Below are 23,607 nucleotides of genomic sequence, written 5' to 3'. Positions count from 1 at the left end.
TATTTAAGTGATATATTATAATAAGTTTCAATCAAATGAATATTAAAGATATAACAGTAGGGATTGTTACTTTTAGAAGCGAAAAAGTTATTTTTAGATGCTTAAAAAGTTTAGAAAATATAAAGAAAATTATTATTCTAGATAACTCTAACGATTTGATACTTAAAGAAAAAATTAAAAAAGTTTACCCTCACATAAATTTTATTTTATCAAAAAAAAATAATGGTTATGGTGGTGGAAATAATAAAATTTTTAGATTAGCAAAAACATCACATGTATTGGTGTTAAACCCTGATACCATCTTATCAAAAAACTGCATTAAAGAGTTAATACACCAAGCAAATTTGATCAAAAATAAATTTGCAATCTTGGCACCTAGTGAAAAAAATATTATCAAAAAAGAAATAATGGAAGTGGATCATGTTAAGGGATTTTCAATGTTAGTTAATTTATCTAAAATTAAAAAAATTAAGATGTTTGATGAAAATTTTTTCTTGTATCTCGAAGAAATTGATCTTTGTAAAAGACTTAAATTAGCATCAGAAAAAATTTATATTTGTGGTAAGGCTAAAATAACACATCTTAGTGCAAAATCATCAAATATAGGATTTGAATTTGAAAAATGCCGTAATTGGCATTGGATGTGGTCTAAAGTTTATTATAACAAAAAGCATAAAAATTTTTTTTATGTTTTTAGAAATACTTTCTTAACAATTTTCTTTAACTATACCAAGGGAATTTTATTTTATTTATTTAATAGAAAAATAAGTCAAATTTATTTTTTAAGAGGGTCAGGCACATTAAATGCAATAATGGGAAAAAATTCCTGGTATAGACCTAAAATAAATCTCACCAATTAAAACATTTCTTTTAAATCTTTTATAGAAATTATCCTCATATATTCTTTATAATTTTTATAAAAATCTTTAAATTTTAATTTCTTTATATTTTTATCTATTTTTAAAATTTTAGTATTTTCTTTTTTTTGAATAACACCTATTCCTTGATCCATCTCACAAGTGTATATGTCTATATTTTTATCTTGTCTCAAATCAACTATTGCCTTCCAAACATCACCATTCCAAATCATTCTATATCTGGGCACAGCTTGTTTTGACATGCTTTCAGGTAAACAGTCATGAACTAAAATCAAACCATCTTTATTTAAAAATTTTAAAGAGTTAAGTATATCTTTTTTGACTTGAGAGTATTCATGAAGTCCATCAATAAAAACTAAGTCAAAAGTTTCTTTGTTATCTTTAAAAAATTCATCACTAGTTTTTCTAATATTGCCCCCTGAAAATGGGTCAACACCATATTTTTTTTTAATATTTATTCTTGAAAATAATTGATTCTTATCACATCCAATTTCTAAATAAGTGTTAAATTTATATTTTTCATGTAAATATTTAATTAGATCCCATCGATAATAATCTATAGGAAAATTATAGAATATTTTTTTATTAAAATTTTCAATAAAAATTTTGTAATATAATTTCTTAATAATTCTTGAAATTTTATTAATTTTTTCCATATTAATTTTTAATGACCAGGGAAGTCTATTAAATTTTCTACATTATAGCCTTTTTTAAACAACATATCAGAACCACCCAGGTCAAAAAGATTTATTGCAAAAACAAATGCAGCAACTTTGGCCTTTGACATCTCTACTAGTTTTGCTGCAGCTTGAGCCGTTCCTCCTGTTGCTATTAAATCATCTATTATTAAAACTGAATCATCTTTATCAATTGAATCTTTATGTACCTCAATAGTCGCTGTTCCATATTCTAATTCAAAATCAACAGAGTGTGTATCAGCCGGAAGCTTATTTTTTTTTCTAAACATAATAAAAGGTTTTTTAAGTAAATAGGAAACTGCAGAGGCAAATACAAATCCTCTTGATTCAATTGCAGCTATTTTGTCTATTTTATAATCTTTTGATCTTGCAATTATTTGGTTAATACACTCTTCAAATGCATCCGCATCTTTAATCAATGTTGTAATATCTCTAAATAGAATACCTTTTTTTGGATAATCTGGAATTGATCTAATATAATCTTTTAAATTCATAATAGTTAATTATAAAAGTATAGATAAATAAATTTTTGATTATGACAACAAATAAATTAGCAATTATTGGTGGTAGTGGTCTTTATGATGTTGAGGAATTTAAAAACCGTGAATTACTTGATATAGATACTCCTTGGGGAAAACCATCGGATCAAATTTTAAAGACAAATTATCACAATAAGGAAGTTTATTTTTTACCAAGACATGGAAGAGGTCATTTTGTTTCTCCATCTAATATAAATTTTAGAGCAAACATAGATGCACTTAAACAACTAGGTGTTACAGATATAGTTTCAATTTCAGCTGTAGGTTCTCTTAAAGAAGATTTGCCTCCGGGAAAATTTGTTATTGTAGACCAATTTATTGATAGAACTTTTGCAAGAACCAAAACCTTTTTTGATGATGAGATAGTAGCGCATGTATCAATGGCACATCCAACATCAAATGGGTTAATGAATGCCTGTGAAGATGCGATTAAGAAATCAAACATAGATTATCAAAGAAATGGAACTTATGTAGTAATGGAGGGCCCTCAATTTTCAACATTAGCAGAATCTAATTTATATAGATCATGGAAAGCAGATGTAATTGGAATGACCAATATGCCAGAGGCTAAACTTGCAAGAGAAGCTGAGATTAAGTATGCGTCTGTGTCAATGGTCACAGATTTTGATTGTTGGCATCCAGATCATGAAAATGTGGATGTTCAGCAAGTTATTAAAGTTCTTTTAGGAAATGCTGAGAAAGCAAAAGTTATGATTAAAAACTTAATTGATAATTTTGAAGAACATATAGATCTCAATGACCCTACTAATAACTGTTTAGATGTAGCAATTATTACAGCACCTGAGAAAAGAACTCAAAAAACAATAGATAAACTTAAAACAGTTGCTGGTAGAGTTCTTAATAAATGAGACAAATATTAATATTAATTATATTTTTATTAATAAATACAAATACATTTGCTGATAAAAAATTTGAAAAAGATTTAAAAAAAATTTCAAAAGACAATGTGTTTATCGATAATACAGGTAAGATTTATTCTGTAGATAAAATCGATAATAAAGAAAATACAATATTGGTAATTTATACCCATGGAGCTATGGGTGATCAAAAATTAGATAAATGCTTGAGTAAATGGAATTTAGTGCCCCAAGTTATTAGAAACTTACATAATAAAAAAATAAATAATTATGAAGTTAAAATTTACAGACTTTGTTCAGGTGTTAGAGGCTGGTCACAATCAGAACAAGATAAAATGTGGAAACATCATAAAAAAACAGGAAATTTAAGTTTAAAGAACAATGATGGTAAATTTTTAATGACCAAACAAAAGCAAAATCAAAAATTAAAAGTAATTAAAAATACAATAGATAAGTTTGCAGATAATGGGTTTAAAAATATTATCTTAGCTGGTCACTCGTCTGGTGGTTGGCAATCTTTAAAAATACAATCAAATAGTGATAATTTAATTGATGGAGTAATTGGTCTTCATCCAGGTGCTGGAGGAACAGTAAAAAATAGAAAAGAATGGCCATGGTGGGAAGACATTAGATACTATGGATTTGGAGATTATACTAAATTGAACGCAATAATAATTACGCACGATAAAGATAATTACAACAGTCCCAATGATTATTCTTTACTTAAAAAATCCAATGATGTTGAATTTGTAAATATTTCAGATTCAAAATGTAAAAAAAAAGCTACTCTTGGCGGATATCATGGTTTAGCTTTAACAAAATGTTATGCTGATGAAGAACAAAAAGAAAATGACTTAATTAATTATTTGGGAAAATTATTTTAATGAAAATCCAAGGAAAAAAATATCGAACAATATGGTATGAAGGAAATGTTGTTAAAATCATTGATCAAACAAAACTTCCTCATCGGTTCAGCATTAAAGAACTAAAGACAGTAAAAGATGCAATCAATGCAATTGAAATAATGGAAGTAAGAGGAGCACCTCTTATTGGAGGAACAGCTGCTTATGGAATAGCTCTAGCGATTCAAGAAAATAACGACCCTGAATTTATTAAAAAAAGTGCTGAGGAATTAATTCAATCTAGACCTACTGCTATAAATTTAAAGTGGGCTGTAGATCGTATGATAAAAAAATTATCAGGTGTTAAAAGTGATAAAGTTTTAGATATTGCTCTAAATGAAGCAAAAGAAATATGTGATGAGGATGAAAAGTTTTGTGAAAGCATAGGTATTAATGGGCTGAAAATAATTGAGGAAATCTATAATAAAAAAAAAGATACAGTTAATATTTTAACTCATTGCAATGCTGGTTGGCTTGCAACAATTAATTGGGGAACAGCAACATCACCAATTTACCATGCTCATAAAAAAGGAATTCCGGTTCATGTTTGGGTGGATGAAACTAGACCTAGAAATCAAGGTGCAAATTTAACTTCATATGAATTAAATGAAGAAAATATTCCAAATACAATTATTGCAGATAATACAGGTGGAATTTTAATGCAAAGAGGTGATGTTGATATGTGTATTGTTGGAGCAGATAGAACTTTATCAACGGGTGATGTCTGTAATAAAATTGGAACTTATTTAAAAGCATTAGCAGCACACGATAATAATGTACCTTTTTATGTGGCATTACCAAGCTCAACTATTGATTGGGAGATTAAAAACTTTAAAGATATTCCAATAGAGGAAAGAAATTCTGAGGAGCTATCTCATATAGAGGGAATAGATGAAGATAATAAACTTAAAAAAATTTTAATTTATCCAAAAAAAAGCAAAGCAATGAATCTTGCTTTTGATGTAACACCAGCAAAATACGTAACAGGACTGATTACAGAAAAAGGCATTTGCGAAGCATCAAGCGCTGCATTAAGTAAAATGTTTAAATAATGATAAATTTAAGAGCAGAAGTTATTAAATACGCTAAAATGCTAAATACTAAAAAGCTTTCAGCATTAAGATCGGGCAATATATCTTCTAGATATAAAGACGGTTTTTTAATTACACCTTCAGGTGCAAAATATTCATCATTAAAAAATAAAGATATAGTTTTTATAACTCTCAAAGGGAAGTTTGATAAAAAAAAAGGAATACCATCTTCTGAATGGAGGTTTCACCAAGATATTTACTTAAATAAAAAAGAAGCTAAAGCAATTGTTCACGCACACTCAAATTATGCAACTGCAATTTCTACTCATGGAAAGGGAATTCCAGCATTTCATTATATGGTGGCAATGGCGGGTGGTAACGATATCAAATGTGCAAAATATGCAACTTATGGCACAAGAGAATTATCTAAAAATATTATTAAAGCTCTAAAGCAGAGAAAAGCTTGTTTAATAGGTAATCACGGACAAATTGCATTTTCAGAAAATTTATCAAAGGCATTTGAATTAGCTGAAGAGGTTGAAAATCTTTCGAACCAGTATATAAAAGCCCTAAAAATTGGTAAGCCTAAAATTTTATCGTCAAAAGAGATGAGTAAAGTTTTAAGTAAAGCAAAAAATTATAAGAGGGGATAATTTTTATGACTAAAGTAGGTGAGCATATAACTTTAGATATCATTGGTACTACTCATGAGTATGACCCTTCAGTCTATGAGAATGTAATACGTAAAATTGCAAAAGCTGCAGAAGTTACAATTCTCGAAATTTCAAAGTATAAATTTAAACCTCAAGGTTTCACTATACTTGCCTTATTAGCTGAAAGTCACATCAGTTTTCATACCTTTCCAGAAAAAGGGATTATTAGTTTTGATTTTTTCACATGTGGAAAAGTAAGTCCTTCTATTGCACTTGATATTGTAAAAAAAGAATTCAAACATAAAAGAATTGTCACAAAAGCTTTTGATAGAGATACTAAGTCTTTGTATCATGACATTTACAGTTCGCCTGGATTACAAAAATCTTATGTAGTAAATGAGGTTTTAGAAGATTTTAAATCTAAAGTAGGTCAACATATTGAAATATTAAACTTAGAACAATTCGGTAAATCACTGTTTATTGATAACGAAATTCAAGTCGCAACAAATGATGAAGTTTTATACAGCTCAACATTTGTAAATGCTGCTTTAAAATTAAATAAAGACATGGGAACTGCTGCAATCATCGGTGGAGGTGATGGAGGAGTTGCAAGAGAGTGTATGTCTAAAGGTTTTGATTTTATAGACTGGTATGAACTTGATCCAGAAGTAGTTGAAATTTGCAACAAACACCTTGGAAGCATTAGTAATAAATCAACAGAAAAAAATTCAGTTAAATGTATTTGGGGAGATGCTTTTGAAAGTATAAAATCTGTTGAAGATGATAAGTATGATAAAATTTTTGTAGATCTTAACGATGATCAGTTTTGTATAGATCTTGCAGCCAAAAATATGGATTCGTTAATTAGAATATTAAAGCCAAATGGAGTAATTACTGCTCAAGTTGGCAGCCAAGATAAGAAACCAGAGCAAGTAGAAAAATGGTTAGATGTTTTCAACAAGAATTTTGGAAATACAACTTTGGATAGGGTTTACATCCCAAGTTTTGACTGTTCTTGGAACTTTTCATCATCAATTAATCATTAAAAATTTCTTTTTAAATTCTCAAATTTGTGAAATAAATCTCTAAAATCATATGGAGGAAAAAATGAATATATTTAAGAAAACAATATTAAGTGTTCTTGCTTCTTTATTATTAATCGGAAATGTTTACGCTGATAAAATAAAGATTGGAACAGAAGGTGCTTACCCACCATGGAACTCTAAGGACGCTTCAGGTGCTCTTATTGGTTTTGAGGTAGAGTTAGCAAAAGAACTTTGTGCAATCATGAAGCATGAATGCACTATCGTTGAACAAGATTGGGATGGAATGATTCCAGCATTGTTAATGAGAAAGTTTGATGCAATCATGGCAGGAATGTCAATTACTGCTGAAAGACAAAAAACAATCACTTTTTCACAAGGTTATGCAGACGAAGTTGCAGCCCTTGCAGTAATGAAAGGTTCAAGTTTAGAGAGCATGGATACACCAGAAGGTATTAATTTAACTTTAGGTGGAAGTGCTGTTAAAAAAACTCTTAAAACTTTAACTTCTGCACTTGCTGGAAAAACTGTTTGTACGCAAACTGGAACTATTCACCAAAACTTTTTAGAGTCTGGTGATGTAGGTAAAGTAAATGTTAGAACTTACAAAACTCAAGATGAAGTAAACTTAGACTTAACTTCTGGTAGATGTGATGTTGCATTAGCTGCAGCAGTTGCATTCACTGATTATGCGGATAAATCAGGAAAACCAGTAGTATTAGTTGGACCTACTTTTTCAGGTGGTGCTTTTGGTAATGGTGTTGGTGTTGGAATTAGACAAGGTGGAGATGATGCAATCGGTACAAGAGATGCAAAACTTCTTAAAGATTTCAACAAAGCAATTAACACTGCTAGAAAACAGGGAATCATCAGCAAATTAGCGATCAAGCATTTTGGCTTTGACGCTTCTATGTAAATAATATTTTGAAAAGGCGACTATTTATTTAGTCGCCCTTTCGATATGGACCTTTTATCATTCGGAAAAACAGGCTGGGGAGACGAGTTGTTTTATGCAACTCTCATGACAATTGCAGTAGCAGTTACTGCAATGTTAATTGGTTTTTTATTTTCATTAATCTTTACGCCACTTAAATTATCAAATAATAAATTTCTAAATTTTATTGGCAATACTTACACAACAGTAATCAGAGGGGTTCCAGAATTATTAGTAATTTACCTTTTCTTTTTTGGGGGAAGTGGTGCAATAATGTATGTTGCTTCAATTTTTGGATACTTTGAATACATAGAAATTAATGCATTTATTACAGGTTCAGTTGCAATCGGTATTATATCTGGCGCTTATTCAACAGAAGTATTTAGAGGTGCTATCCAATCAATAGATAAAGGTCAATTTGAAGCTGCCAAAGTTTTAGGGGTTAGTAAATTTGTACAATTTTATAAAATAATTCTACCTCAAATGTTAAGACTTGCTATTCCGAACTTAAGCAATGTTTGGCAAATTACTTTAAAAGATACATCTTTAATATCAGTTACAGGTTTAGTTGAGATCATGAGACAATCTTACATTGCAGCGGGTTCCACTAGAGATCCTTTGTTCTTTTATTGTTTTGCTGCAGTTTTATATTTGATGCTAACATTTTTGAGCATGAAGCTAATTAATAGACTTGAAGTTAAATATAGTAGGGGTTTTTAATGGATTTTGATTTAATGATAACAAGTTTGCCAAAATTACTTAGTGCAGCAGTTATAACTTTAAAATTGTTATCAGCATCTTTAATCATTGGCTTATTTATTGGATTTTTATTTGCAGTTTTAAGATTAAATAAAAACCCATTTATTAGTAAATTTGCTTATGGGTATTCTTATCTATTTAGAGGAACTCCATTATTGGTTCAAATATTTATAATTTATTATGGTCTTGGACAAATCGAATGGTTAAGATCAACTTTTCTTTGGGTAATATTAAAAGAGCCTTATTGGTGTGCAATTATTGCATTTGCTTTAAATACGGGAGCTTATACTTCAGAAATTTTAAGATCTGCTTTTCAAACTATAAAACCTGGAATTATAGAAGCGGGTAAAAGTCTAGGGATATCAAGTAAAATTATTTTATATAAAATTCAAATTCCAGTAGCAATTAGACAATCTTTACCAGCTTATGGTAATGAAATTATATTAATGATGAAGGGTACATCACTTGCTAGCACCGTAACCTTAATGGATATTACTGGTGTTGCAAAACACATTGTATCAACGACTTACAAACCTTTAGAGGTGTTTCTTTTAGCAGGTGGAATTTATTTATTTATGACTTTTATCATTCACAACTTGATAAAATATTTAGAAAAAAAATATAGTTTTCAGTAAGAAGTATATTCTTTAATCTCTTTAATCTTAGAGCCTGTATGAGTATTTATCTCCAGCTTTATCTTAGCACGATTATCATTTAAAAAATGAACGTCTCTTGATAGTTTTATAAAGTTTTCAGTAAAATCAGAATTTTTTTCACATAATCTTTTATCATCTTCAATCACCCATAACTTTGCATTAATATCTTTTAGTGACTTAAAAAGTGTATTAAGTTTTTCATCAGATTTTACATTGTTATCTAATTGATCTTTTAAAATACCATGCTCATCCTTAATAAATTTTAGTTTTTCAGGGTCTTTAATTTTTTCTTGTTTAATCTCTAAAATAGAAATTTTATCTAAAAGTTCACCAACGGATACTTCAACTAGAATTTTATTCATAAAAATTTATACTATGTTAAGTTGTTAGAAATATGTCTAATATTTTAATTATCAAACATGGTTCTTTAGGAGATATAGCGCAAGCTTGTGGGGCAATTCAAGATATTTCTGAAAACCACCTAGAAGATCAAATACATATATTAACAACAAAACCTTATTTTGAATTATTTAAAAAAAATCCGTTTACTCACAATGTTATTTTAGACAAACGTCTATCAAGATTTAATTTAATTTATCTATATTTATTGATGAGAACTTTAAAGAAAATAAAGATAAAAAAAGTTTATGATTTACAAAACTCGTCTAGAACAAAATTTTATAAGAATATTTTATTTCCAAAAGTAAATTTTAATACTTGGTCTAGTTCAGAAACTACTTTACCGAGCAATATCTCAAAAGAAGTATTTGATAAAAATCCTATTCTAGATAGATTTGATCATCAGCTTAAAACTTCTGGAATTAAAACTGAGCACACAATGAAGCCAAATTTTAGTTGGGCTCTCACCAATATTGATAATATTAAACAAGAATTTAATTTAGATAAATATATTGTTTTATTTCCTTTTTGTTCAGCTCATCTAACTCATAAAAAATGGCCCCATTACAATGAGCTAATAGAGTTAATTAAAAATAAATATGGAAACCAAATTAAAGTTGTAGTAGCTCCGGGACCACCTGAAATTGATGATGCAAAAAATATTAATGCCATTTCAATTTTAGATAAAGGTAAAGCTCTAGATATTCCTCAACTTGCAAGTTTGATTAAAGAAAGTTCATTTGTTATTGCAAATGATACAGGTCCCGCTCATATTTCAGCACATCTTGGTGCAAAAGGCTTAACTTTATTTGGTAAACACACAACTGCCTACAAGGTTAGCATTGAGAGAGAAAACTTTAAAGCAATACAAGTTGATGATTTAAAAAAACTAAGCGCAAGTAAAGTGCTAGAAAAAATATTAATTTAATATTTTTTTATATTCTTCAATAATCGTACTCCACTTAAATTTAGCAGAGTTTTCTTTGGCAGCTTTTCCATATTCATGGAATTTATTATTTTCTAACATTAGATTAATTGATGAATAAACTTCATCCAATTCATTGCCATCACATATTAAACCCGTTTTCTCATGTTCGATTGCATCTGGTGCACCTCCATCTTTTCCTCCAAGAGAGGGCAATCCATATTGAGCAGCTTCAACATAAGCAATACCAAATCCTTCAACAGATTTTTTATGAACAATAGATGGCATGACAAAAATATTAGATTTAGCAACTAGTGCATTTTTTAATTCATTAGAAATATCTTTAAAGAACATCACTTGAGGCTGAAGGCCTAGTTCTGCTACTAACTTTTTTATGCTTTCCTCTTCGTCTCCATAACCCACACAAATATAGACAATACTAGGATAGATTTGTTTTAAATTTCTAAGAGCCATGATTACTTTTTCATGATTTTTTCTTTTATCAAATCTAGAGACAGTGATTAATCTAGGAGATTTATGTTTTAATAAGCTCTCTACTTTATCTAAAGTTTTTTTATCCAATTCTTCAACAGCATCAACACCAGGGTTAATAACTATAATTTTATCTTGCTGAACACCCAATGAAATAGCTAAATTTTTAGTGTACTTAGAATTAGCAACGATGGTTTCAACATTGTCTAAAACTTCTAACACTCTTTTATTAAGAGAGGTGCCTTTCTCATGATTAATTTCTTTACCATGGATCAAGCATATCTTTTTTTTATTTGTTTTAAGATGTTCTAAACTTTTCCAATGATCAGCAATAATGCCATCAATTTTATTTTCTTTAATAAATTCATTAATCAATTGAGCTTTTCTATATTTTCTAAGAAGCTTTATTCCACCAACTCGCTCTATTGAAAAAGAAACTTGTTCATCAAATAACTTATGATTTTCATGATAATCAGCAAATACTTTTATCATGTAGTGTTTTGAAAGTTTATTTGTTAAACCCCACATTAAATTTTGCATACCACCCACTTCTGGAGGAAATGTTTTTGTAACTACTAAATACATTAATTATCTAACCACTTAATACCGCAGCCAACACTTGGAATTTGTGTTTCAGGACCTTTGCCCGTCTCAGCTATTTGTTTCATTGCTATAAATAAATCACTATCACCAGATCTCACTGGTTTTAAATTGTCCAATTCTCTTATTCTACCTCTGTATTGTAATTCTAAATTATTGTTGTATCCAAAAAAATCAGGAGTGCACATTGCATCATAACTTTTTGCAATATTTTGAGTTTCATCAAATAGATAAGGGAAATTAAACTGATGTTTTTTAGCAAATTCAATCATATTTTCAAAACTATCTTCAGGGTAATTAATTGTGTCATTAGAGCATATGGCTACTGCTTTTACCCCAAGCTTTTCTAAATTTTTGCAATCTTCAACAATATCTTTAATAACAGCTTTTACATAAGGGCAGTGGTTACAAATAAACATAACCAAAGTTCCATTTATCCCTTTAACATCATTTAATTTAGTAATTTCGTTATTAGTGGAATTTAATTCAAAGCTTTTAGCTGCTTGTCCGAAATCACATATTGGAGTTTTTAACGGCATGTTATAATAATATATAAGTTATGTTTTATGATTTGGAAGATAAAAAAGTTAAAAATTTAGGTGAAAATTGGTCTGCATCTAATGCTTCTATCATTGGTGATGTTACATTAGAAAAAAATACCAGTATTTGGTTTAATGTTACATTAAGAGGTGATGTTGAAAATATTTATGTTGGTGAAGGGTCAAATATTCAAGATGGCAGTGTATTGCATACCGATCCAGGTTACCCATTAAAAATTGGTAAAGATGTAACTATTGGTCACTTAGTTATGCTGCATGGTTGCACGATTGAAGACAATTCTTTAATTGGAATTGGTGCTGTCATTTTAAATGGAGCAAAGATTGGGAAAAATTGCATCATAGGAGCTAATGCACTGATCACTGAAAATAAAGTCATTCCAGATAATTCTTTAGTTGTTGGTTCACCTGGTAAAATTGTAAGACAAGTATCAACTGAAGAGGTAAAGTTAATTACTGAAAATGCTGTTCATTATCAAGATAACTGGAAAAAATACTCTAAATCAATATTTTAAAGCTAAAAATGTGTTTTTTTTATTAGACATTAAGGTTTTAAGATATAATAATTTATATTAAATTTAGTGTGATGAAAAAAATATTAACACTTATTATCATTTTCTTTATATCTACCGTAGCTAATGCAGATTTAGTAGGACAATCATTGTCTAAAGCTTCGGAAAAAATTTCAGAATATACTGTTGGATTAATTCCAGGTGAAGGACATACAGAGGCAAGCATAGATATAAGAGAAGGTTATAAACCTGATTATAGTATTTTAGCTGTTAGAGAATTACTAAAATTAGATAGTGGAAATATTTTTACACAATTTTCTTTATTTAATACTGAGCATTTAAATAAAGAAAAAATAATAGGTAATTTTGGACTAGGTTCAAGAAAGCTATTTAGTGACAATACTATGTTAGCTGGATTTAATGCTTTTGTTGATAATGACTTTAATAACGAAAATAGAAGAGCAAGCATAGGTTTTGAATTAAGAAATTCAGTATTAGATTTTAATTCTAATATTTATAAAGGATTAGATGACACACAAGATGAGCATGTTTTAGACGGTTGGGATTACAGGTTAGCAAGCCAAGTGCCTTATCTACATTGGTCAAAAATATTTATTAATCATTATGAGTGGGATGGCGTTTTAAGAAACGACATTAAAGGGACAAAAATAGGTTCTGAAATGAATTTAACAAACTCTCTTAATTTTGAGATAGCTTATGATGATAAAAACAAAAAAGGTTTAGATGATGATTGGTATGCAAAGATTAGATTTGTACACCCACCAAGAAATAATGGCCCAACAGTCATGGATGGGATTAGTCAAAATGCTTGGAAAGAAAATAAAGATATGTCAGGAGAATTATTAAGCAAAGTTGAAAGAAATAACAAAATTATGATTGAATTTAAAGGATCAGCAACAATTTCAAGGTCAGAATAATAATGATTAAATTATTTAAAATATTTTTAGTAAGTTTTATTTTTTTAGGAATAAATTCAGTTCTAAAAGCAGAAACTGGGAAAGCAACAGTTTATAAAATTATAATGAAAAAAATTGAACTTTGTGAAAGCAGCACAGGAGTGGATAACTGTGTAGGTGCAGTAGTGTTAGCTGAGAGAGATTTAGAAATTGATATTGCTTCAGTTGATGCTGGAACTGCTGCCGCTGCTTATGGAGATACAGCTTTGTTGCCATTAGGTACAACATATACACATATGAGAGTAACTATTAGTAGAAAATTTACTATCAGCGCAGACATAACTGTTGCTGGTATATCAACGCCCTGTCGAACTTATGCAGATGCCAAATACCCTGGTGACCATGCAGCAGCAGGAAATGAAATTCATACACACAGACCTGCAATGACTCCAAATACAACTCAAGCAGAAATGGTTAGTTACTTAGTAAATGATCAATTCACAATATGTACTGCAGCAAACTGTGGTTCAGTTGCTAATGATCAAGACCTAAATTATGCACAGGGAACTGGTTCTTCAACTTTTCAAACTCAGCATGCTGATGGATCAACAGATACGGACCATGTTATGATTTATACTCTTACAGCACCTTACACGGTTGCATTAATAGCTCCAGTATTAGACATATCATTTAAAACCGAAGCAGCAGTCAATGCTTCTGAAATTGCATCAACAAATTTGTGTAATATTGAACCAGTTGAGCCAATTGTTGCTATTTCAATACAATAATTATTTTAGAATATCTTGAATTTTATTTTCTTTTTTTAAAGCTCTATTATCATCTACATTTGGAATTGAGAGATATACTTTTTATTAAGGAATTAACCAGGTATCTTTGTTATTCTCTAAATCAAATTTAGCTCTACGGTGACCTTTGGCAGCTAAATAAAGCCATTCCATACTTTTAATTTTGCATTGAATAACTGTAAAGTTTTTATACCCAACTTCACTTTGCTCCATCGTAAATTCAAAATTATCCAACTCAGGTTTTAGTCCTGAAGTTGGAGTATCAGATAGTGTGCCAGGTCCATTATCAACTAAATAACACTTTCTACTCATATGCCCTGTTTTTAACCAAGACTGTTTTGTAATATCATTTTCATGATTAACAATGCATTCAACTTTAAGTCTAACTTGTATCTTCTCATCCTTGTCATAAAATAACATTGCTGCATTTTTACTTGATTTTAATTTAGCAATTTTATTAGATCTAATATCACTATGGTATTGGATAATATTGTTTTCTCTATCTGATTTTCTAAGGACTACAATTCTTCCATCAAAGTCATCTTGACCACCACAAATAAATACAGGAATTCTAAATGGAGACCCTCTATCTTTGATAGCATTATCTAACATCGACCAAATTTTATTTTTGATCTCAGTAAAGTCCTCATAGTAAGGAACAGTATTAGTCACTAATAATTATTTTTTCTTTTTTAATAGAGCAATCAAGCTTGAACTATCCCAACGGTTACCACCCATTTCTTGAACTTTAGCATAATAACTATCAATAAGTTCTGTAGTTGGAACTGGTGAACCATTTTTCTTTGCTTCTTCAATTACAATTTTTAAATCTTTTCTCATCCAGTCAACAGCAAAACCATAATCAAATTTATCATCAGTCATTGTTCGGTATCTATTTTCCATTTGCCATGATTGAGCAGCACCTTTTGATATGGTTTCCATTACAATATCCATATCTAACCCTGCATTAATTCCAAAGTTAATAGCCTCTGATAAACCTTGCACAGCACCTGCAATGCACATCTGGTTCATCATTTTAGTTAATTGACCACTTCCAGTTTTACCAATTAGTTTTACTTTTCTGCTATAACAATCAATAACTTCCTCAGCTTTTTTAAATACATCTTCATCACCACCAACCATTACAGTTAGTATTCCACCTTCTGCACCTGCTTGACCACCTGAAATAGGTGCATCTAAAAACCCAAATCCTTTTTCTTTGGCTGCAGCATATAATTCTCTAGAAATTTCTGCTGATACAGTTGAGTTATCAACATAAACTGAACCTTTTTTAGCTGTTTTAAATAATCCATTTTCTCCAAGAGAAACTTCTCTTAAATTTTCATCATTACCAACGCAAGTAAAAATAAAATCAGCACCTTCAGCAGCTTTAGCAGGAGTATCTGCTTTTGAGCCCTTGTATTCTGTAATCCATTTATCAGCTTTAGCAGCAGTTCTATTATAAACAGTTACATTGTGACCAGCTTTTGATATATAACCTGCCATCGGATAACCCATGACACCAAGACCTATGAAAGCAACATTACAAGACATAATTTTTATTTCCTATGTTTAATAGTTTGAAGTTTAAAGTAATTCTATTTGGATTTATTTTTACATTTTTTTCTAGTTTTGGACAGAGTTATTTTTTAGGGCTGTTTAATTCAAGTATAAGAGATGCACTATCTATCACTCACGGACAATTTGGCACAATTTACGCATCTGCCACTTTATTTAGTAGCTTATTATTAATTTGGGTTGGTAAGAAAATAGATGATGTAAATATTTTTAAATTTGCTTTATTTGTAATTATTCTTCTATCTTTTGCATGTTTTTTCTTCTCAAAAGTTTCATCAGTTTTTTTACTTTTTATTGCAATTTTTTTAATGAGATTTTCAGGTCAAGGAATGATGTCTCATACAGCATCAACTACTATTTCAAGGTACTTTACTAGAACAAGAGGTAGAGCTTTAAGCATCAGTTGGTTTGGACTTTCATCTGCAGAATTTATTATGCCTATTTTAATGGTATATCTATTAACAATCATAGATTGGCAAAATCTTTGGCTTATATTTTCAATTACAGTTTTAATTATTTTACCTATTGCATCTTTTTTATTAATTAAAAATTTAAATTTAGATTCTAGAGAAACTAGTGATGAAAATATTAAAGAAGTTGAGATTAAACAATGGAACAGGAGAGAAGTGATTAAGGATTATAGATTTTATATAATAAGCTTAAATATGCTTGCCATGCCATGGATTTTTACTGGTTTTGCCGTTTTTCAATCTTTTGTGCAAACCTCAAAAGGTTGGGGACCCTATGTAATTGCTCAATCATTTATGTCTTATTCAATATTTTCAGTACTAACTTTATTTTTATCTGGGTTTTTAATAGATAAATTTACAAGTAGAAAACTTTTGATTTATATGAATATTCCACTTTTATTATCAGTTGTTGTTTTATACTTTTTTGATACTCCAATTACTGCATTTTTATTTTTAGGGTTAGTTGGTATTTCTAATGGATTTGCAAATATCCTAGGTTCATCTACTTGGGCTGAATTATATGGAGTAAAAAACCTTGGATCAATCAAGGCTCTCACAACTGCTTTGATGGTTTTTGCCACAGCTTTTGGTACTGCTTTATTTGGTTTATTGATAGATTTAGGTTTTACAGTGGATGGTATTGCTCTTATCTCTGGCTTATATATTTTTTTTTCTTTAATCCTTCTTTTTTTGATAAGAAAAAAATTAAATCCAATAATAATTTAGAAAATCCTTGCATTTTTTATCATGAGGTATAAATAATTGCGCATGGCTAGAGTAACAGTAGAAGATTGCATAGATAAAGTAGAAAGTCCTTACGAATTAGTATTGGTTGCTAAAGAAAGAGCAGTTCAATTAAATTCAGGTCTTGAGCCTACTCTTGATAGAGATAATGATAAAAATACAGTTATATCTTTAAGAGAAATTGCAGAAGAAACTATTAAAGTTTCAGACTTAACAGATAGCGCTATTCACAAACTTAGAAAACATGTTGAACAAGTTGACGATGGTACAGATGATGATGAAGTTATCGGTGATGATTTTGATAGCATGTACAAAGGTGAAATTTCTAAAAGTGGAACACCTATATTACCATCTAAAAGAGCTAGAAAAATTCCAGAAAAAATTCAAGTTGCACCAGAAGATTTAGAAGAATTAACTGCAAAAGCAGAACCTGAAGTAGAAGTTAATCCAGAACTTGAAACTGCTAGTGAAGAAACTGAAACTGCTAGTGAAGAAACTGAAACTGCTAGTGAAGAAACTGAAACTGCTAGTGAAGAAACTGAAACTGCTAGTGAAGAAACTGAAACTGCTAGTGAAGAAACTGAAACTGCTAGTGAAGAAACTGAAATTTCTTTAGATCAAATAGCTGAAACTGAAACTGCAAAAGAAGATGCAGAAGAAACAGAACCTAATAGTTAATTATTAAATTCCTTTAAGATTTTTTCCCTGTGTTCATCTAAGTCTGGAATATCACCACGCGTTGTTTCATCCTTATAATTAGACATTTTAATTGGATTACCCGCTAATTTAAAATCTCCAATTACTTTGTGATGTGCTTTAACAATCATGTTTCTTGCTTGAACTTGAGGGTTTTCAACAGCTTCTTTAATATTAAATATTGGACCACATGGAATTTTTTCTTTTTCCATTTCACTTACCCAGTCATTAGTATTCTTAACAATAAGTTTATCTTCAAGTATCTTTTTAAGATCATCCATATTTTCTGATCGTAATGAATTCGTATTAAATTTTGGATCTTTAGATATTTCAGGAATATTTAAAACATTACAAAGCTTTTCAAATAATTTTTCATTACCAGCTGCTATAATGATGTGACTATCTTTTGTTTTAAAAGCTTCAAAAGGAGCAATGGATGGGTGACGAGATCCCATTGGTTTTGGTATTTCATTTTTAGCAAGGTATCTTGCTATAGCATTTTCTAAAATTGCTATTTGACAGTCTAGCATTGAAACATCAATAAAAGTTCCTTTGCCAGTTTTTTCTCTATCATAAAGCGCTGCATTAATTCCAACTGTAGTAAATAATCCTGCAGTAATATCACCAATAGATGTACCAACTCTTGTTGGTTCAGAATTTGGCTGACCGGTAACACTCATAAGCCCACCCATACCTTGAACAACCATATCGTAAGCAGGTAATTCTTTTAATGGACCAGTTTGTCCAAAGCCTGATGCTGATGCATAAATTAATCTAGGATATTTTTTACAAATATCTTTCCAGCCATATCCCCACTTCTCTAACGTACCTGGTTTAAAGTTTTCAACTAAGATATCTGCTTTAGCTAATATTTTTTCAAATATTTTTTTATCATCCTCATTTTTTAGATTAAGAGCAATACTTTCTTTGCCTCTATTTAATGACATAAAATAGGCTGAATAATCTTCAATAAAGGGCCCAAATTTTCTAGAGTCATCACCAACCTTTGGTGCTTCTACCTTTATCACTCGTGCACCTAAATCTGAGAGCATCATTGTGCAATAAGGACCAACTAGCACTCTAGTTAGGTCAAGAACTAATAGGTTTTTTAAAGGACCGTCCATATTTTATAAAATAATGTGTTTGTGTAGAGTTGACTCTTATCAATAACTTTAATTATATGCATCTCTTAAATAACATAATGAGAGGAATAATAATGTTTAAAAAAATATCGTTATATTTTACAGCATTAGTTTTAGTTTTATCAACAGTTGGTTCTGCTTATGCGGTAACGTTAAAAGCAAGTCACCAATGGCCTGGTACTCCTAGAGCTGATGGATCTTTTGACCCACGTCACGAAATGGTTCAAATTATTGCCGATGAAGTAAAAAAAGCTAATGTTGATATTGATATCAGAATTTACCCTGCAAAATCTTTATATAAACCTAAAGAACAGTGGAAGCCAATGACTACTGGTCAGCTAGATATATCTGCTTTTCCATTAGGTTACGCTGGAAAGTTTCATCCAGAATTTGATGCAACATTAATGCCTGGGACAGTTAAAAACCATGAGCATGCATTAAGATTTAATAAATCTCCAATGATGACTGAGATTAAAAAAATTATTAATGATGCAGGTGTAGTTGTTTTATCTGATGCTTGGCTAGGTGGTGGTTTTGTTTCAAAGACACAATGTATTAGAAAACCTAGTGATGCAAAAGGCCAAGTAATGAGAGCAGCTGGAAAAGCATTTAATCAAATGCTTGAAGGTGCAGGAGCGGGTATTCAAAGTATGCCATCTTCAGAAATCTATACTGGTCTACAAACAGGTGTATTAACTGGTGCAAACACTAGTTCAGGAAGTTTTGTAAGTTACAAAATTTATGAACAAGTTAAATGTGCAACACCTCCAGGAAAATTTGGTTTATGGTTTATGTATGAGCCAATCCTTATGTCTAAGAAATCTTTTGATGCATTAAATTCTAAGCAACAAAAAGCTCTTATGAAAGCTGGAAAAGTAGCTGAAAAATATATGACAGCACAAGTATCGAACCTTGATAAGAAATTTGAGGATGCTTATAGAGATGCTGGCGTTGAATTAGCATACATGACAGCTGAAGATCATGCTGAATGGGTAGAAATTGCTAAGAAAACTTCTCATAAAGCATTTGCAGAGAAAGTACCTGGCGGTGCTAAGCTTATGGAAATGGCTTTAGCAGTTAAATAAAACAATATATAAGAAACCCCTATTTGTGAAAATAAATAGGGGTTTTTTTTTATGAAAAAAAAATATTTAAAATTTTGTAATTACACTTCCCAAGCTTGTGGAGCTTTTGCTGTGGGTGCTTTGATTTTATCAATTTTAGTAATTGTTGAGCTTGTTTTTGAAAGATATTTTTTTCAAAGAGCTATTACATGGCAAACTGAATTAGTGACTATACTGCTTGTTGCGTCTACTTTTATTGGTAGTGCTTATGTTTTAAGTGAAAAAGCCCATGTAAGCATGGAATGGATATATGATTTTATGTCTAAAAAAAATATTGTTAAGCTTAAAATTTTTACTTCGTTATTAAGCTTATGTTTTTTCTTAATTCTATTTTATTTTGGTTTTTTGATGGTTGAAGAAGCATTTACTAAGAATTACACGACAGGAACTATTTGGGATCCACCTTTATGGGTGCCATATTCTTCAATGCTAATAGGTTCTATTTTAATGATACTTCAATATATTGCTGAAATAATTAAACTTTATGATGAGGGGGATTTTAAATAATGGACCCACTTACAATTGCTATAATTGTTGCAGTTTTTACTTTAATAGTTTTATTCTCCGGTATTCCAATAGCTTTTGGTTTAAGTTTTGTCTCGATAACACTATTAGTAACTTTTGAAGGACTGCAAATGCTAGATGTCTTTGCTGAAACATTTTATGCAGGCTTAAATTCTTTTGTACTGTTATCAATTCCAATGTTCATACTTATGGGTATGGCTGTTGCTCATTCACCTGCAGGAAAAGATTTATATACTGGCCTTGATAGATGGTTATGGAGAGTTCCAGGTGGTTTAGTTATATCTAATATTGGTGCATGCTCAATCTTTGCAGCTTTAAGCGGATCAAGTCCAGCAACATGTGCTGCGATTGGTACTATGGGAATTCCTGAAATGAGAAAAAGAGGATACTCAGACGAAATTGCTACAGGAACAATTGCTGCTGGAGGAACCTTAGGAGTTTTAATTCCACCGAGTATAGTTTTAATTGTTTATGGCATGGCAACAGGAACTTCTATTGGAAGACTATTTTTATCTGGCATTATTCCAGGGTTTATGTTGGCAAGTCTTTTTGCAATTTGGGCATTAATACACAGTTACTTCATTGATAAAAACGCAGCTAAATTATTAAGAAATAGAAAGCCACCAACGTTAAAAGAAAAACTTGAAGTTCTTCCTAGAATTTTTCCATTTCTTGCAATCATTGTTGGAGTTTTGTATGTACTGTATGGAGGAGTTGCGACACCATCAGAAGCGTCTGGTGTTGGTGCATTTTTAGTTTTTGTAATGATTGCAGTTGTTTACAAAATTTATCAGCCTAAAAAGATTTGGAATATTGTTAAAATTTCAATGAAAGAAAGTGTAATGATAATGTTTATTATTGCAGCCTCTTACCTTTTTGCATTCACACTATCTCAACTTTATGTAACTCAATCACTTGCTCAAAGCATGATAGAATTAAGTAGTAATAAGTGGATGATTTTTTTGATGGTTAATGTGTTTTTACTTGTTGCTGGTTTCTTTTTACCACCAGTTGCCGTTATTGTGATGACTTCAGCGATATTGTTACCTGTTATAACTACATTGGGTTTTGATCCATATTGGTTTGCAATTGTATTTACAATAAATATGGAAATAGGCTTAATCACACCACCAGTTGGATTAAACCTTTATATAATTAAAGGAATAACACCTGATGTAAGTTTATCCACAATCTTAAAGGGATCATTTCCATTTATGATGATGATGGTTTTATCCATATTGATATTGTGTATCTTTCCTGAGATCGTATCGTGGTTACCTGATAAATTAATGGGTAAACCTCTTGGATACTAAAAAAGACATTAATAGAAAAATTTCGGTAGCACCCATGATGGATTGTACCGATCGTCATGATCGATATTTTTTAAGGTTGATGAGCAAGAATGTTATGCTGTACTCAGAAATGGTTGCAACAAAATCTGCAATACATGGAGACCGAAAAAAAATTTTATCTTATAGTCCTGAAGAAAAACCCTTAGCTTTACAAGTGGGTGGATCCGATAAAGCAGAATTAGCTGAAGTTGCAAAAATTGCAGAAGACATGGGCTATGATGAGATTAATATTAATCTAGGTTGTCCTAGTAAAAAAGTTCAAAAAAATATGTTTGGTGCTTGCTTGATGAGAGAACCAGATCTTGTTGCAGAATGCATCGATTCAATGGTGAATGCTTGTAAAATTCCAGTCACTGCAAAAACTAGAATTGGTTTTGATGATACTGAAGAATTTGATTACTTAAATAATTTTATATTAAAGATGAAAGGGGTTGGATGTAGCACTTTTATATTACATGCTCGAAAAGCTATTTTAACTGGAATGTCACCTAAACAAAATTTAAATATTCCAAAACTTAATTATGGAATGGTCTACAAAATAAAAGAAGAAAATCCAGACTTAGAAATTATTATCAATGGAGGAATTTCAAAAATTGATGAGATTAAAAATCATTTAACCTTATGTGATGGTGTTATGATTGGTAGATCCATATATCAAAATCCTTATTCGTTAGTTGAAATTGAAAATGAAATTTTTGGAACAAAAGAAAGACCTACAAGAGAAGAGATTGCCGAGAAACTACTAGAGTACCTTGAGAAAGAAGTTAAGCTTGGCACAAAAGTAAATCATATTATGAGACACACAGTTGGATTATATCATGGGCAAATTGGTTCAAAAGATTGGAAGAGATATTTAAGTGATAATATGATGGCAAGAGATTCAGATTTTCAAAAATCAAAACATATAATGACTATTGTACAAAATAACGAGAAAGCTAATCAAGTTAGCTCATAATGGAAAACTTAAACTACGGTGAGATAATTAACCTACTAGCGGTCCTTGCAATATCCGCTGCTGTAGCAGGTTTTATGGCTGGATTACTTGGCGTTGGTGGTGGAATTATAATGGTTCCAGCTTTGTATTATGCTTTTACTGTATTAGATTTTGAATTAGCAACTAGAATGCATTTAGCTGTTGGAACTTCTTTAGCAATTATTATCCCAACTTCAATAATTTCGACCAAGACTCATATGGAGTATGATGCGGTGGATTTCAAGATGGTAAAATCCTTTGGTATATTTATCTTATTGGGGGTTATAGCGGGGACTTTTTTAGCAGTAAATCTAAAGACACCAACTCTAGTATTATTCTTTTCAATATTTGCTTTTATGGTGGGTTTATTTTTTATTTTCCTTAGAGAAAAACTTGTAGAAAATCCTAAAACAATTTCTAACATTGTTAAAAACATTTCTGGGATTGTGATTGGTTTTATTTCAGTGCCCCTAGGTATTGGCGGTGGATCTCTAATGGTGCCATTTATGAGAACTTTTGGTTATGACATAAGAAAATCGATTGGTACAGCTGCAGCAGTTGGTTTTTTGATTTCACTTAGTGGAACGATCACCATGATTATGGGTGGAAAGATAATTGATAATATCAATACTCCTTTTAGTGTGGGTTATATAAATCTATTAGGGTTTGCAGTATTTGTTCCAGTTACAATGATTATGGCTAGGTTAGGAGCAAAGGCTGTTTATAAAATAGATAAAAAACTATTAAGTAAAATATTTGGTACTTTTTTGCTTATAGTATCCATAAGATCTTTCGTTGAATATTTAAATATTATATAATTAATT

28 protein-coding genes are annotated in these 23,607 nt (G+C 30.3%); 20 read left to right on the top strand and 8 right to left on the bottom strand.

Going from position 1 to position 23,607, the window contains the following annotated elements:
- The first annotated feature begins 35 nt into the window (after positions 1-35).
- Positions 36-860 (top strand): glycosyltransferase family 2 protein, encoded by an 825-nt coding sequence (locus ABXT48_RS04705; protein ID WP_415285860.1) that lies wholly within the window; start codon positions 36-38, stop codon positions 858-860.
- Here ABXT48_RS04705 and ABXT48_RS04700 read toward each other — a convergent pair.
- Together ABXT48_RS04700 and ABXT48_RS04695 are read right to left on the bottom strand one after the other, a co-directional pair.
- Positions 857-1,534, bottom strand: coding sequence for a class I SAM-dependent methyltransferase (locus ABXT48_RS04700; protein WP_415285859.1), 678 nt, complete (start codon positions 1,532-1,534; stop codon positions 857-859). The two genes, ABXT48_RS04705 and ABXT48_RS04700, sit on opposite strands and share 4 nt — an antisense overlap.
- Before the next feature lie 8 nt (positions 1,535-1,542).
- Entirely contained in the window at positions 1,543-2,070 is a 528-nt protein-coding gene (locus ABXT48_RS04695; RefSeq protein ID WP_415302699.1) for an adenine phosphoribosyltransferase, read from the bottom strand.
- Positions 2,071-2,111: 41 nt separating this feature from the next.
- Between ABXT48_RS04695 and ABXT48_RS04690 the strand changes: the two genes are divergently transcribed.
- The 8 genes from ABXT48_RS04690 (at position 2,112) to ABXT48_RS04655 (ending at position 8,950) form a co-directional block, all read left to right on the top strand.
- Positions 2,112-2,984 (top strand): S-methyl-5'-thioadenosine phosphorylase, encoded by an 873-nt coding sequence (locus tag ABXT48_RS04690; RefSeq protein WP_415302697.1) that lies wholly within the window; start codon positions 2,112-2,114, stop codon positions 2,982-2,984.
- Positions 2,981-3,877, top strand: a complete 897-nt coding sequence (locus ABXT48_RS04685) for a hypothetical protein (RefSeq protein WP_415302695.1) — start codon at positions 2,981-2,983, stop codon at positions 3,875-3,877. The genes ABXT48_RS04690 and ABXT48_RS04685 overlap by 4 nt, the downstream gene beginning before the upstream one ends.
- Positions 3,877-4,947 carry an S-methyl-5-thioribose-1-phosphate isomerase gene (gene mtnA, locus ABXT48_RS04680; RefSeq protein ID WP_415302693.1) on the top strand — a complete coding sequence of 357 codons (1,071 nt, stop codon included), beginning with the start codon at positions 3,877-3,879 and terminating at the stop codon, positions 4,945-4,947. The genes ABXT48_RS04685 and mtnA overlap by 1 nt, the downstream gene beginning before the upstream one ends.
- Positions 4,947-5,579 (top strand): class II aldolase/adducin family protein, encoded by a 633-nt coding sequence (locus ABXT48_RS04675; protein ID WP_415302691.1) that lies wholly within the window; start codon positions 4,947-4,949, stop codon positions 5,577-5,579. Before mtnA ends, ABXT48_RS04675 begins: the two co-directional genes overlap by 1 nt.
- A gap of 5 nt (positions 5,580-5,584) precedes the next feature.
- Positions 5,585-6,625 (top strand): adenosylmethionine decarboxylase, encoded by a 1,041-nt coding sequence (gene speD, locus ABXT48_RS04670; RefSeq protein WP_415302690.1) that lies wholly within the window; start codon positions 5,585-5,587, stop codon positions 6,623-6,625.
- A gap of 61 nt (positions 6,626-6,686) precedes the next feature.
- Positions 6,687-7,538, top strand: a complete 852-nt coding sequence (locus tag ABXT48_RS04665; protein ID WP_415285852.1) for a transporter substrate-binding domain-containing protein — start codon at positions 6,687-6,689, stop codon at positions 7,536-7,538.
- 45 nt (positions 7,539-7,583) lie between these two features.
- The gene (locus tag ABXT48_RS04660; RefSeq protein ID WP_006996681.1) at positions 7,584-8,276 is read left to right on the top strand and encodes an ABC transporter permease; all 693 of its coding nucleotides are present in this window, start codon (positions 7,584-7,586) and stop codon (positions 8,274-8,276) included.
- Complete coding sequence (locus ABXT48_RS04655; RefSeq protein WP_415285850.1) at positions 8,276-8,950, top strand: ABC transporter permease; 675 nt, start codon at positions 8,276-8,278, stop codon at positions 8,948-8,950. The genes ABXT48_RS04660 and ABXT48_RS04655 overlap by 1 nt, the downstream gene beginning before the upstream one ends.
- On the opposite strand, the gene ABXT48_RS04650 is transcribed toward ABXT48_RS04655, so the two are convergent.
- Complete coding sequence (locus ABXT48_RS04650; RefSeq protein WP_415302688.1) at positions 8,944-9,333, bottom strand: DUF6165 family protein; 390 nt, start codon at positions 9,331-9,333, stop codon at positions 8,944-8,946. The genes ABXT48_RS04655 and ABXT48_RS04650 overlap by 7 nt on opposite strands.
- Before the next feature lie 32 nt (positions 9,334-9,365).
- Here ABXT48_RS04650 and ABXT48_RS04645 point away from each other — a divergent pair, with 32 nt between their 5' ends.
- Positions 9,366-10,298: a glycosyltransferase family 9 protein gene (locus tag ABXT48_RS04645; RefSeq protein ID WP_415302686.1), complete on the top strand. Its 933-nt coding sequence runs from the start codon at positions 9,366-9,368 to the stop codon at positions 10,296-10,298.
- Here ABXT48_RS04645 and ABXT48_RS04640 read toward each other — a convergent pair.
- On the bottom strand, positions 10,290-11,372 hold the full coding sequence (locus tag ABXT48_RS04640; protein WP_415302685.1) for a glycosyltransferase family 4 protein: 1,083 nt from the start codon (positions 11,370-11,372) through the stop codon (positions 10,290-10,292). The genes ABXT48_RS04645 and ABXT48_RS04640 overlap by 9 nt on opposite strands.
- Positions 11,372-11,926: a thioredoxin family protein gene (locus ABXT48_RS04635; protein WP_415302683.1), complete on the bottom strand. Its 555-nt coding sequence runs from the start codon at positions 11,924-11,926 to the stop codon at positions 11,372-11,374. The genes ABXT48_RS04640 and ABXT48_RS04635 overlap by 1 nt, the downstream gene beginning before the upstream one ends.
- Before the next feature lie 20 nt (positions 11,927-11,946).
- Between ABXT48_RS04635 and ABXT48_RS04630 the strand changes: the two genes are divergently transcribed.
- The 3 genes from ABXT48_RS04630 to ABXT48_RS04620 all read left to right on the top strand — a co-directional run bounded on the left by ABXT48_RS04630 (position 11,947) and on the right by ABXT48_RS04620 (position 14,161).
- Entirely contained in the window at positions 11,947-12,459 is a 513-nt protein-coding gene (locus ABXT48_RS04630; protein ID WP_415302681.1) for a gamma carbonic anhydrase family protein, read from the top strand.
- Positions 12,460-12,530: 71 nt separating this feature from the next.
- Positions 12,531-13,394 carry an inverse autotransporter beta domain-containing protein gene (locus tag ABXT48_RS04625; RefSeq protein WP_415302679.1) on the top strand — a complete coding sequence of 288 codons (864 nt, stop codon included), beginning with the start codon at positions 12,531-12,533 and terminating at the stop codon, positions 13,392-13,394.
- Between the two features lie 2 nt (positions 13,395-13,396).
- A complete protein-coding gene (locus tag ABXT48_RS04620; protein ID WP_415302677.1) occupies positions 13,397-14,161 on the top strand; it encodes a hypothetical protein in 765 nt (254 codons plus the stop codon).
- Between the two features lie 84 nt (positions 14,162-14,245).
- Here ABXT48_RS04620 and ABXT48_RS04615 read toward each other — a convergent pair whose 3' ends face one another.
- On the bottom strand, positions 14,246-14,851 hold the full coding sequence (locus ABXT48_RS04615) for a flavin-binding protein (RefSeq protein ID WP_415302676.1): 606 nt from the start codon (positions 14,849-14,851) through the stop codon (positions 14,246-14,248).
- Between the two features lie 6 nt (positions 14,852-14,857).
- Positions 14,858-15,733, bottom strand: a complete 876-nt coding sequence (locus ABXT48_RS04610) for an NAD(P)-dependent oxidoreductase (RefSeq protein ID WP_415285839.1) — start codon at positions 15,731-15,733, stop codon at positions 14,858-14,860.
- Positions 15,734-15,747: 14 nt separating this feature from the next.
- Between ABXT48_RS04610 and ABXT48_RS04605 the strand changes: the two genes are divergently transcribed.
- Both ABXT48_RS04605 and rpoZ read left to right on the top strand, forming a co-directional pair.
- A complete protein-coding gene (locus tag ABXT48_RS04605; protein WP_415302674.1) occupies positions 15,748-16,953 on the top strand; it encodes an MFS transporter in 1,206 nt (401 codons plus the stop codon).
- Between the two features lie 42 nt (positions 16,954-16,995).
- Positions 16,996-17,649: a DNA-directed RNA polymerase subunit omega gene (gene rpoZ / locus ABXT48_RS04600; protein WP_415302672.1), complete on the top strand. Its 654-nt coding sequence runs from the start codon at positions 16,996-16,998 to the stop codon at positions 17,647-17,649.
- On the opposite strand, the gene ABXT48_RS04595 is transcribed toward rpoZ, so the two are convergent.
- Positions 17,646-18,791, bottom strand: coding sequence for a CaiB/BaiF CoA transferase family protein (locus ABXT48_RS04595; RefSeq protein ID WP_415302670.1), 1,146 nt, complete (start codon positions 18,789-18,791; stop codon positions 17,646-17,648). The genes rpoZ and ABXT48_RS04595 overlap by 4 nt on opposite strands.
- A gap of 92 nt (positions 18,792-18,883) precedes the next feature.
- Here ABXT48_RS04595 and dctP point away from each other — a divergent pair, with 92 nt between their 5' ends.
- The 5 genes from dctP to ABXT48_RS04570 are packed head-to-tail and all read left to right on the top strand — an operon-like array spanning position 18,884 to position 23,601.
- The gene (gene dctP / locus ABXT48_RS04590) at positions 18,884-19,894 is read left to right on the top strand and encodes a TRAP transporter substrate-binding protein DctP (RefSeq protein WP_415302668.1); all 1,011 of its coding nucleotides are present in this window, start codon (positions 18,884-18,886) and stop codon (positions 19,892-19,894) included.
- Between the two features lie 51 nt (positions 19,895-19,945).
- Positions 19,946-20,440: a TRAP transporter small permease subunit gene (locus tag ABXT48_RS04585; protein WP_415302667.1), complete on the top strand. Its 495-nt coding sequence runs from the start codon at positions 19,946-19,948 to the stop codon at positions 20,438-20,440.
- Positions 20,440-21,771 carry a TRAP transporter large permease gene (locus tag ABXT48_RS04580; protein WP_271511352.1) on the top strand — a complete coding sequence of 444 codons (1,332 nt, stop codon included), beginning with the start codon at positions 20,440-20,442 and terminating at the stop codon, positions 21,769-21,771. Before ABXT48_RS04585 ends, ABXT48_RS04580 begins: the two co-directional genes overlap by 1 nt.
- The gene (dusA, locus tag ABXT48_RS04575) at positions 21,761-22,765 is read left to right on the top strand and encodes a tRNA dihydrouridine(20/20a) synthase DusA (protein ID WP_415302665.1); all 1,005 of its coding nucleotides are present in this window, start codon (positions 21,761-21,763) and stop codon (positions 22,763-22,765) included. The genes ABXT48_RS04580 and dusA overlap by 11 nt, the downstream gene beginning before the upstream one ends.
- A complete protein-coding gene (locus tag ABXT48_RS04570; protein ID WP_415295668.1) occupies positions 22,765-23,601 on the top strand; it encodes a sulfite exporter TauE/SafE family protein in 837 nt (278 codons plus the stop codon). Before dusA ends, ABXT48_RS04570 begins: the two co-directional genes overlap by 1 nt.
- The last annotated feature ends 6 nt before the right edge of the window (positions 23,602-23,607 follow it).

It is taken from the genome of Candidatus Pelagibacter sp. Uisw_101 (assembly GCF_047727615.1).
In the GTDB taxonomy this organism is placed as follows: Bacteria; Pseudomonadota; Alphaproteobacteria; order Pelagibacterales; family Pelagibacteraceae; genus Pelagibacter.
This window is presented reverse-complemented; position numbering and strand designations above follow the sequence as displayed.

Bases quoted from the DNA above. Each gene is read 5' to 3' on its own strand.
- ABXT48_RS04605 (WP_415302674.1), top strand. From the start codon at position 15,748: ATGTTTAATAGTTTGAAGTTTAAAGTAATTCTATTTGGATTTATTTTT.
- ABXT48_RS04690 (WP_415302697.1), top strand. From the start codon at position 2,112: ATGACAACAAATAAATTAGCAATTATTGGTGGTAGTGGTCTTTATGAT.
- ABXT48_RS04685 (WP_415302695.1), top strand. From the start codon at position 2,981: ATGAGACAAATATTAATATTAATTATATTTTTATTAATAAATACAAAT.
- ABXT48_RS04620 (WP_415302677.1), top strand. From the start codon at position 13,397: ATGATTAAATTATTTAAAATATTTTTAGTAAGTTTTATTTTTTTAGGA.
- ABXT48_RS04630 (WP_415302681.1), top strand. From the start codon at position 11,947: ATGTTTTATGATTTGGAAGATAAAAAAGTTAAAAATTTAGGTGAAAAT.
- ABXT48_RS04645 (WP_415302686.1), top strand. From the start codon at position 9,366: ATGTCTAATATTTTAATTATCAAACATGGTTCTTTAGGAGATATAGCG.
- rpoZ (WP_415302672.1), top strand. From the start codon at position 16,996: ATGGCTAGAGTAACAGTAGAAGATTGCATAGATAAAGTAGAAAGTCCT.
- ABXT48_RS04635 (WP_415302683.1), bottom strand. From the start codon at position 11,926: ATGCCGTTAAAAACTCCAATATGTGATTTCGGACAAGCAGCTAAAAGC.
- ABXT48_RS04650 (WP_415302688.1), bottom strand. From the start codon at position 9,333: ATGAATAAAATTCTAGTTGAAGTATCCGTTGGTGAACTTTTAGATAAA.
- ABXT48_RS04595 (WP_415302670.1), bottom strand. From the start codon at position 18,791: ATGGACGGTCCTTTAAAAAACCTATTAGTTCTTGACCTAACTAGAGTG.
- ABXT48_RS04695 (WP_415302699.1), bottom strand. From the start codon at position 2,070: ATGAATTTAAAAGATTATATTAGATCAATTCCAGATTATCCAAAAAAA.
- ABXT48_RS04665 (WP_415285852.1), top strand. From the start codon at position 6,687: ATGAATATATTTAAGAAAACAATATTAAGTGTTCTTGCTTCTTTATTA.
- ABXT48_RS04580 (WP_271511352.1), top strand. From the start codon at position 20,440: ATGGACCCACTTACAATTGCTATAATTGTTGCAGTTTTTACTTTAATA.
- ABXT48_RS04585 (WP_415302667.1), top strand. From the start codon at position 19,946: ATGAAAAAAAAATATTTAAAATTTTGTAATTACACTTCCCAAGCTTGT.
- ABXT48_RS04675 (WP_415302691.1), top strand. From the start codon at position 4,947: ATGATAAATTTAAGAGCAGAAGTTATTAAATACGCTAAAATGCTAAAT.
- ABXT48_RS04570 (WP_415295668.1), top strand. From the start codon at position 22,765: ATGGAAAACTTAAACTACGGTGAGATAATTAACCTACTAGCGGTCCTT.
- ABXT48_RS04610 (WP_415285839.1), bottom strand. From the start codon at position 15,733: ATGTCTTGTAATGTTGCTTTCATAGGTCTTGGTGTCATGGGTTATCCG.
- ABXT48_RS04655 (WP_415285850.1), top strand. From the start codon at position 8,276: ATGGATTTTGATTTAATGATAACAAGTTTGCCAAAATTACTTAGTGCA.
- ABXT48_RS04640 (WP_415302685.1), bottom strand. From the start codon at position 11,372: ATGTATTTAGTAGTTACAAAAACATTTCCTCCAGAAGTGGGTGGTATG.
- ABXT48_RS04660 (WP_006996681.1), top strand. From the start codon at position 7,584: ATGGACCTTTTATCATTCGGAAAAACAGGCTGGGGAGACGAGTTGTTT.
- mtnA (WP_415302693.1), top strand. From the start codon at position 3,877: ATGAAAATCCAAGGAAAAAAATATCGAACAATATGGTATGAAGGAAAT.
- ABXT48_RS04625 (WP_415302679.1), top strand. From the start codon at position 12,531: ATGAAAAAAATATTAACACTTATTATCATTTTCTTTATATCTACCGTA.
- speD (WP_415302690.1), top strand. From the start codon at position 5,585: ATGACTAAAGTAGGTGAGCATATAACTTTAGATATCATTGGTACTACT.
- ABXT48_RS04700 (WP_415285859.1), bottom strand. From the start codon at position 1,534: ATGGAAAAAATTAATAAAATTTCAAGAATTATTAAGAAATTATATTAC.
- dctP (WP_415302668.1), top strand. From the start codon at position 18,884: ATGTTTAAAAAAATATCGTTATATTTTACAGCATTAGTTTTAGTTTTA.
- ABXT48_RS04705 (WP_415285860.1), top strand. From the start codon at position 36: ATGAATATTAAAGATATAACAGTAGGGATTGTTACTTTTAGAAGCGAA.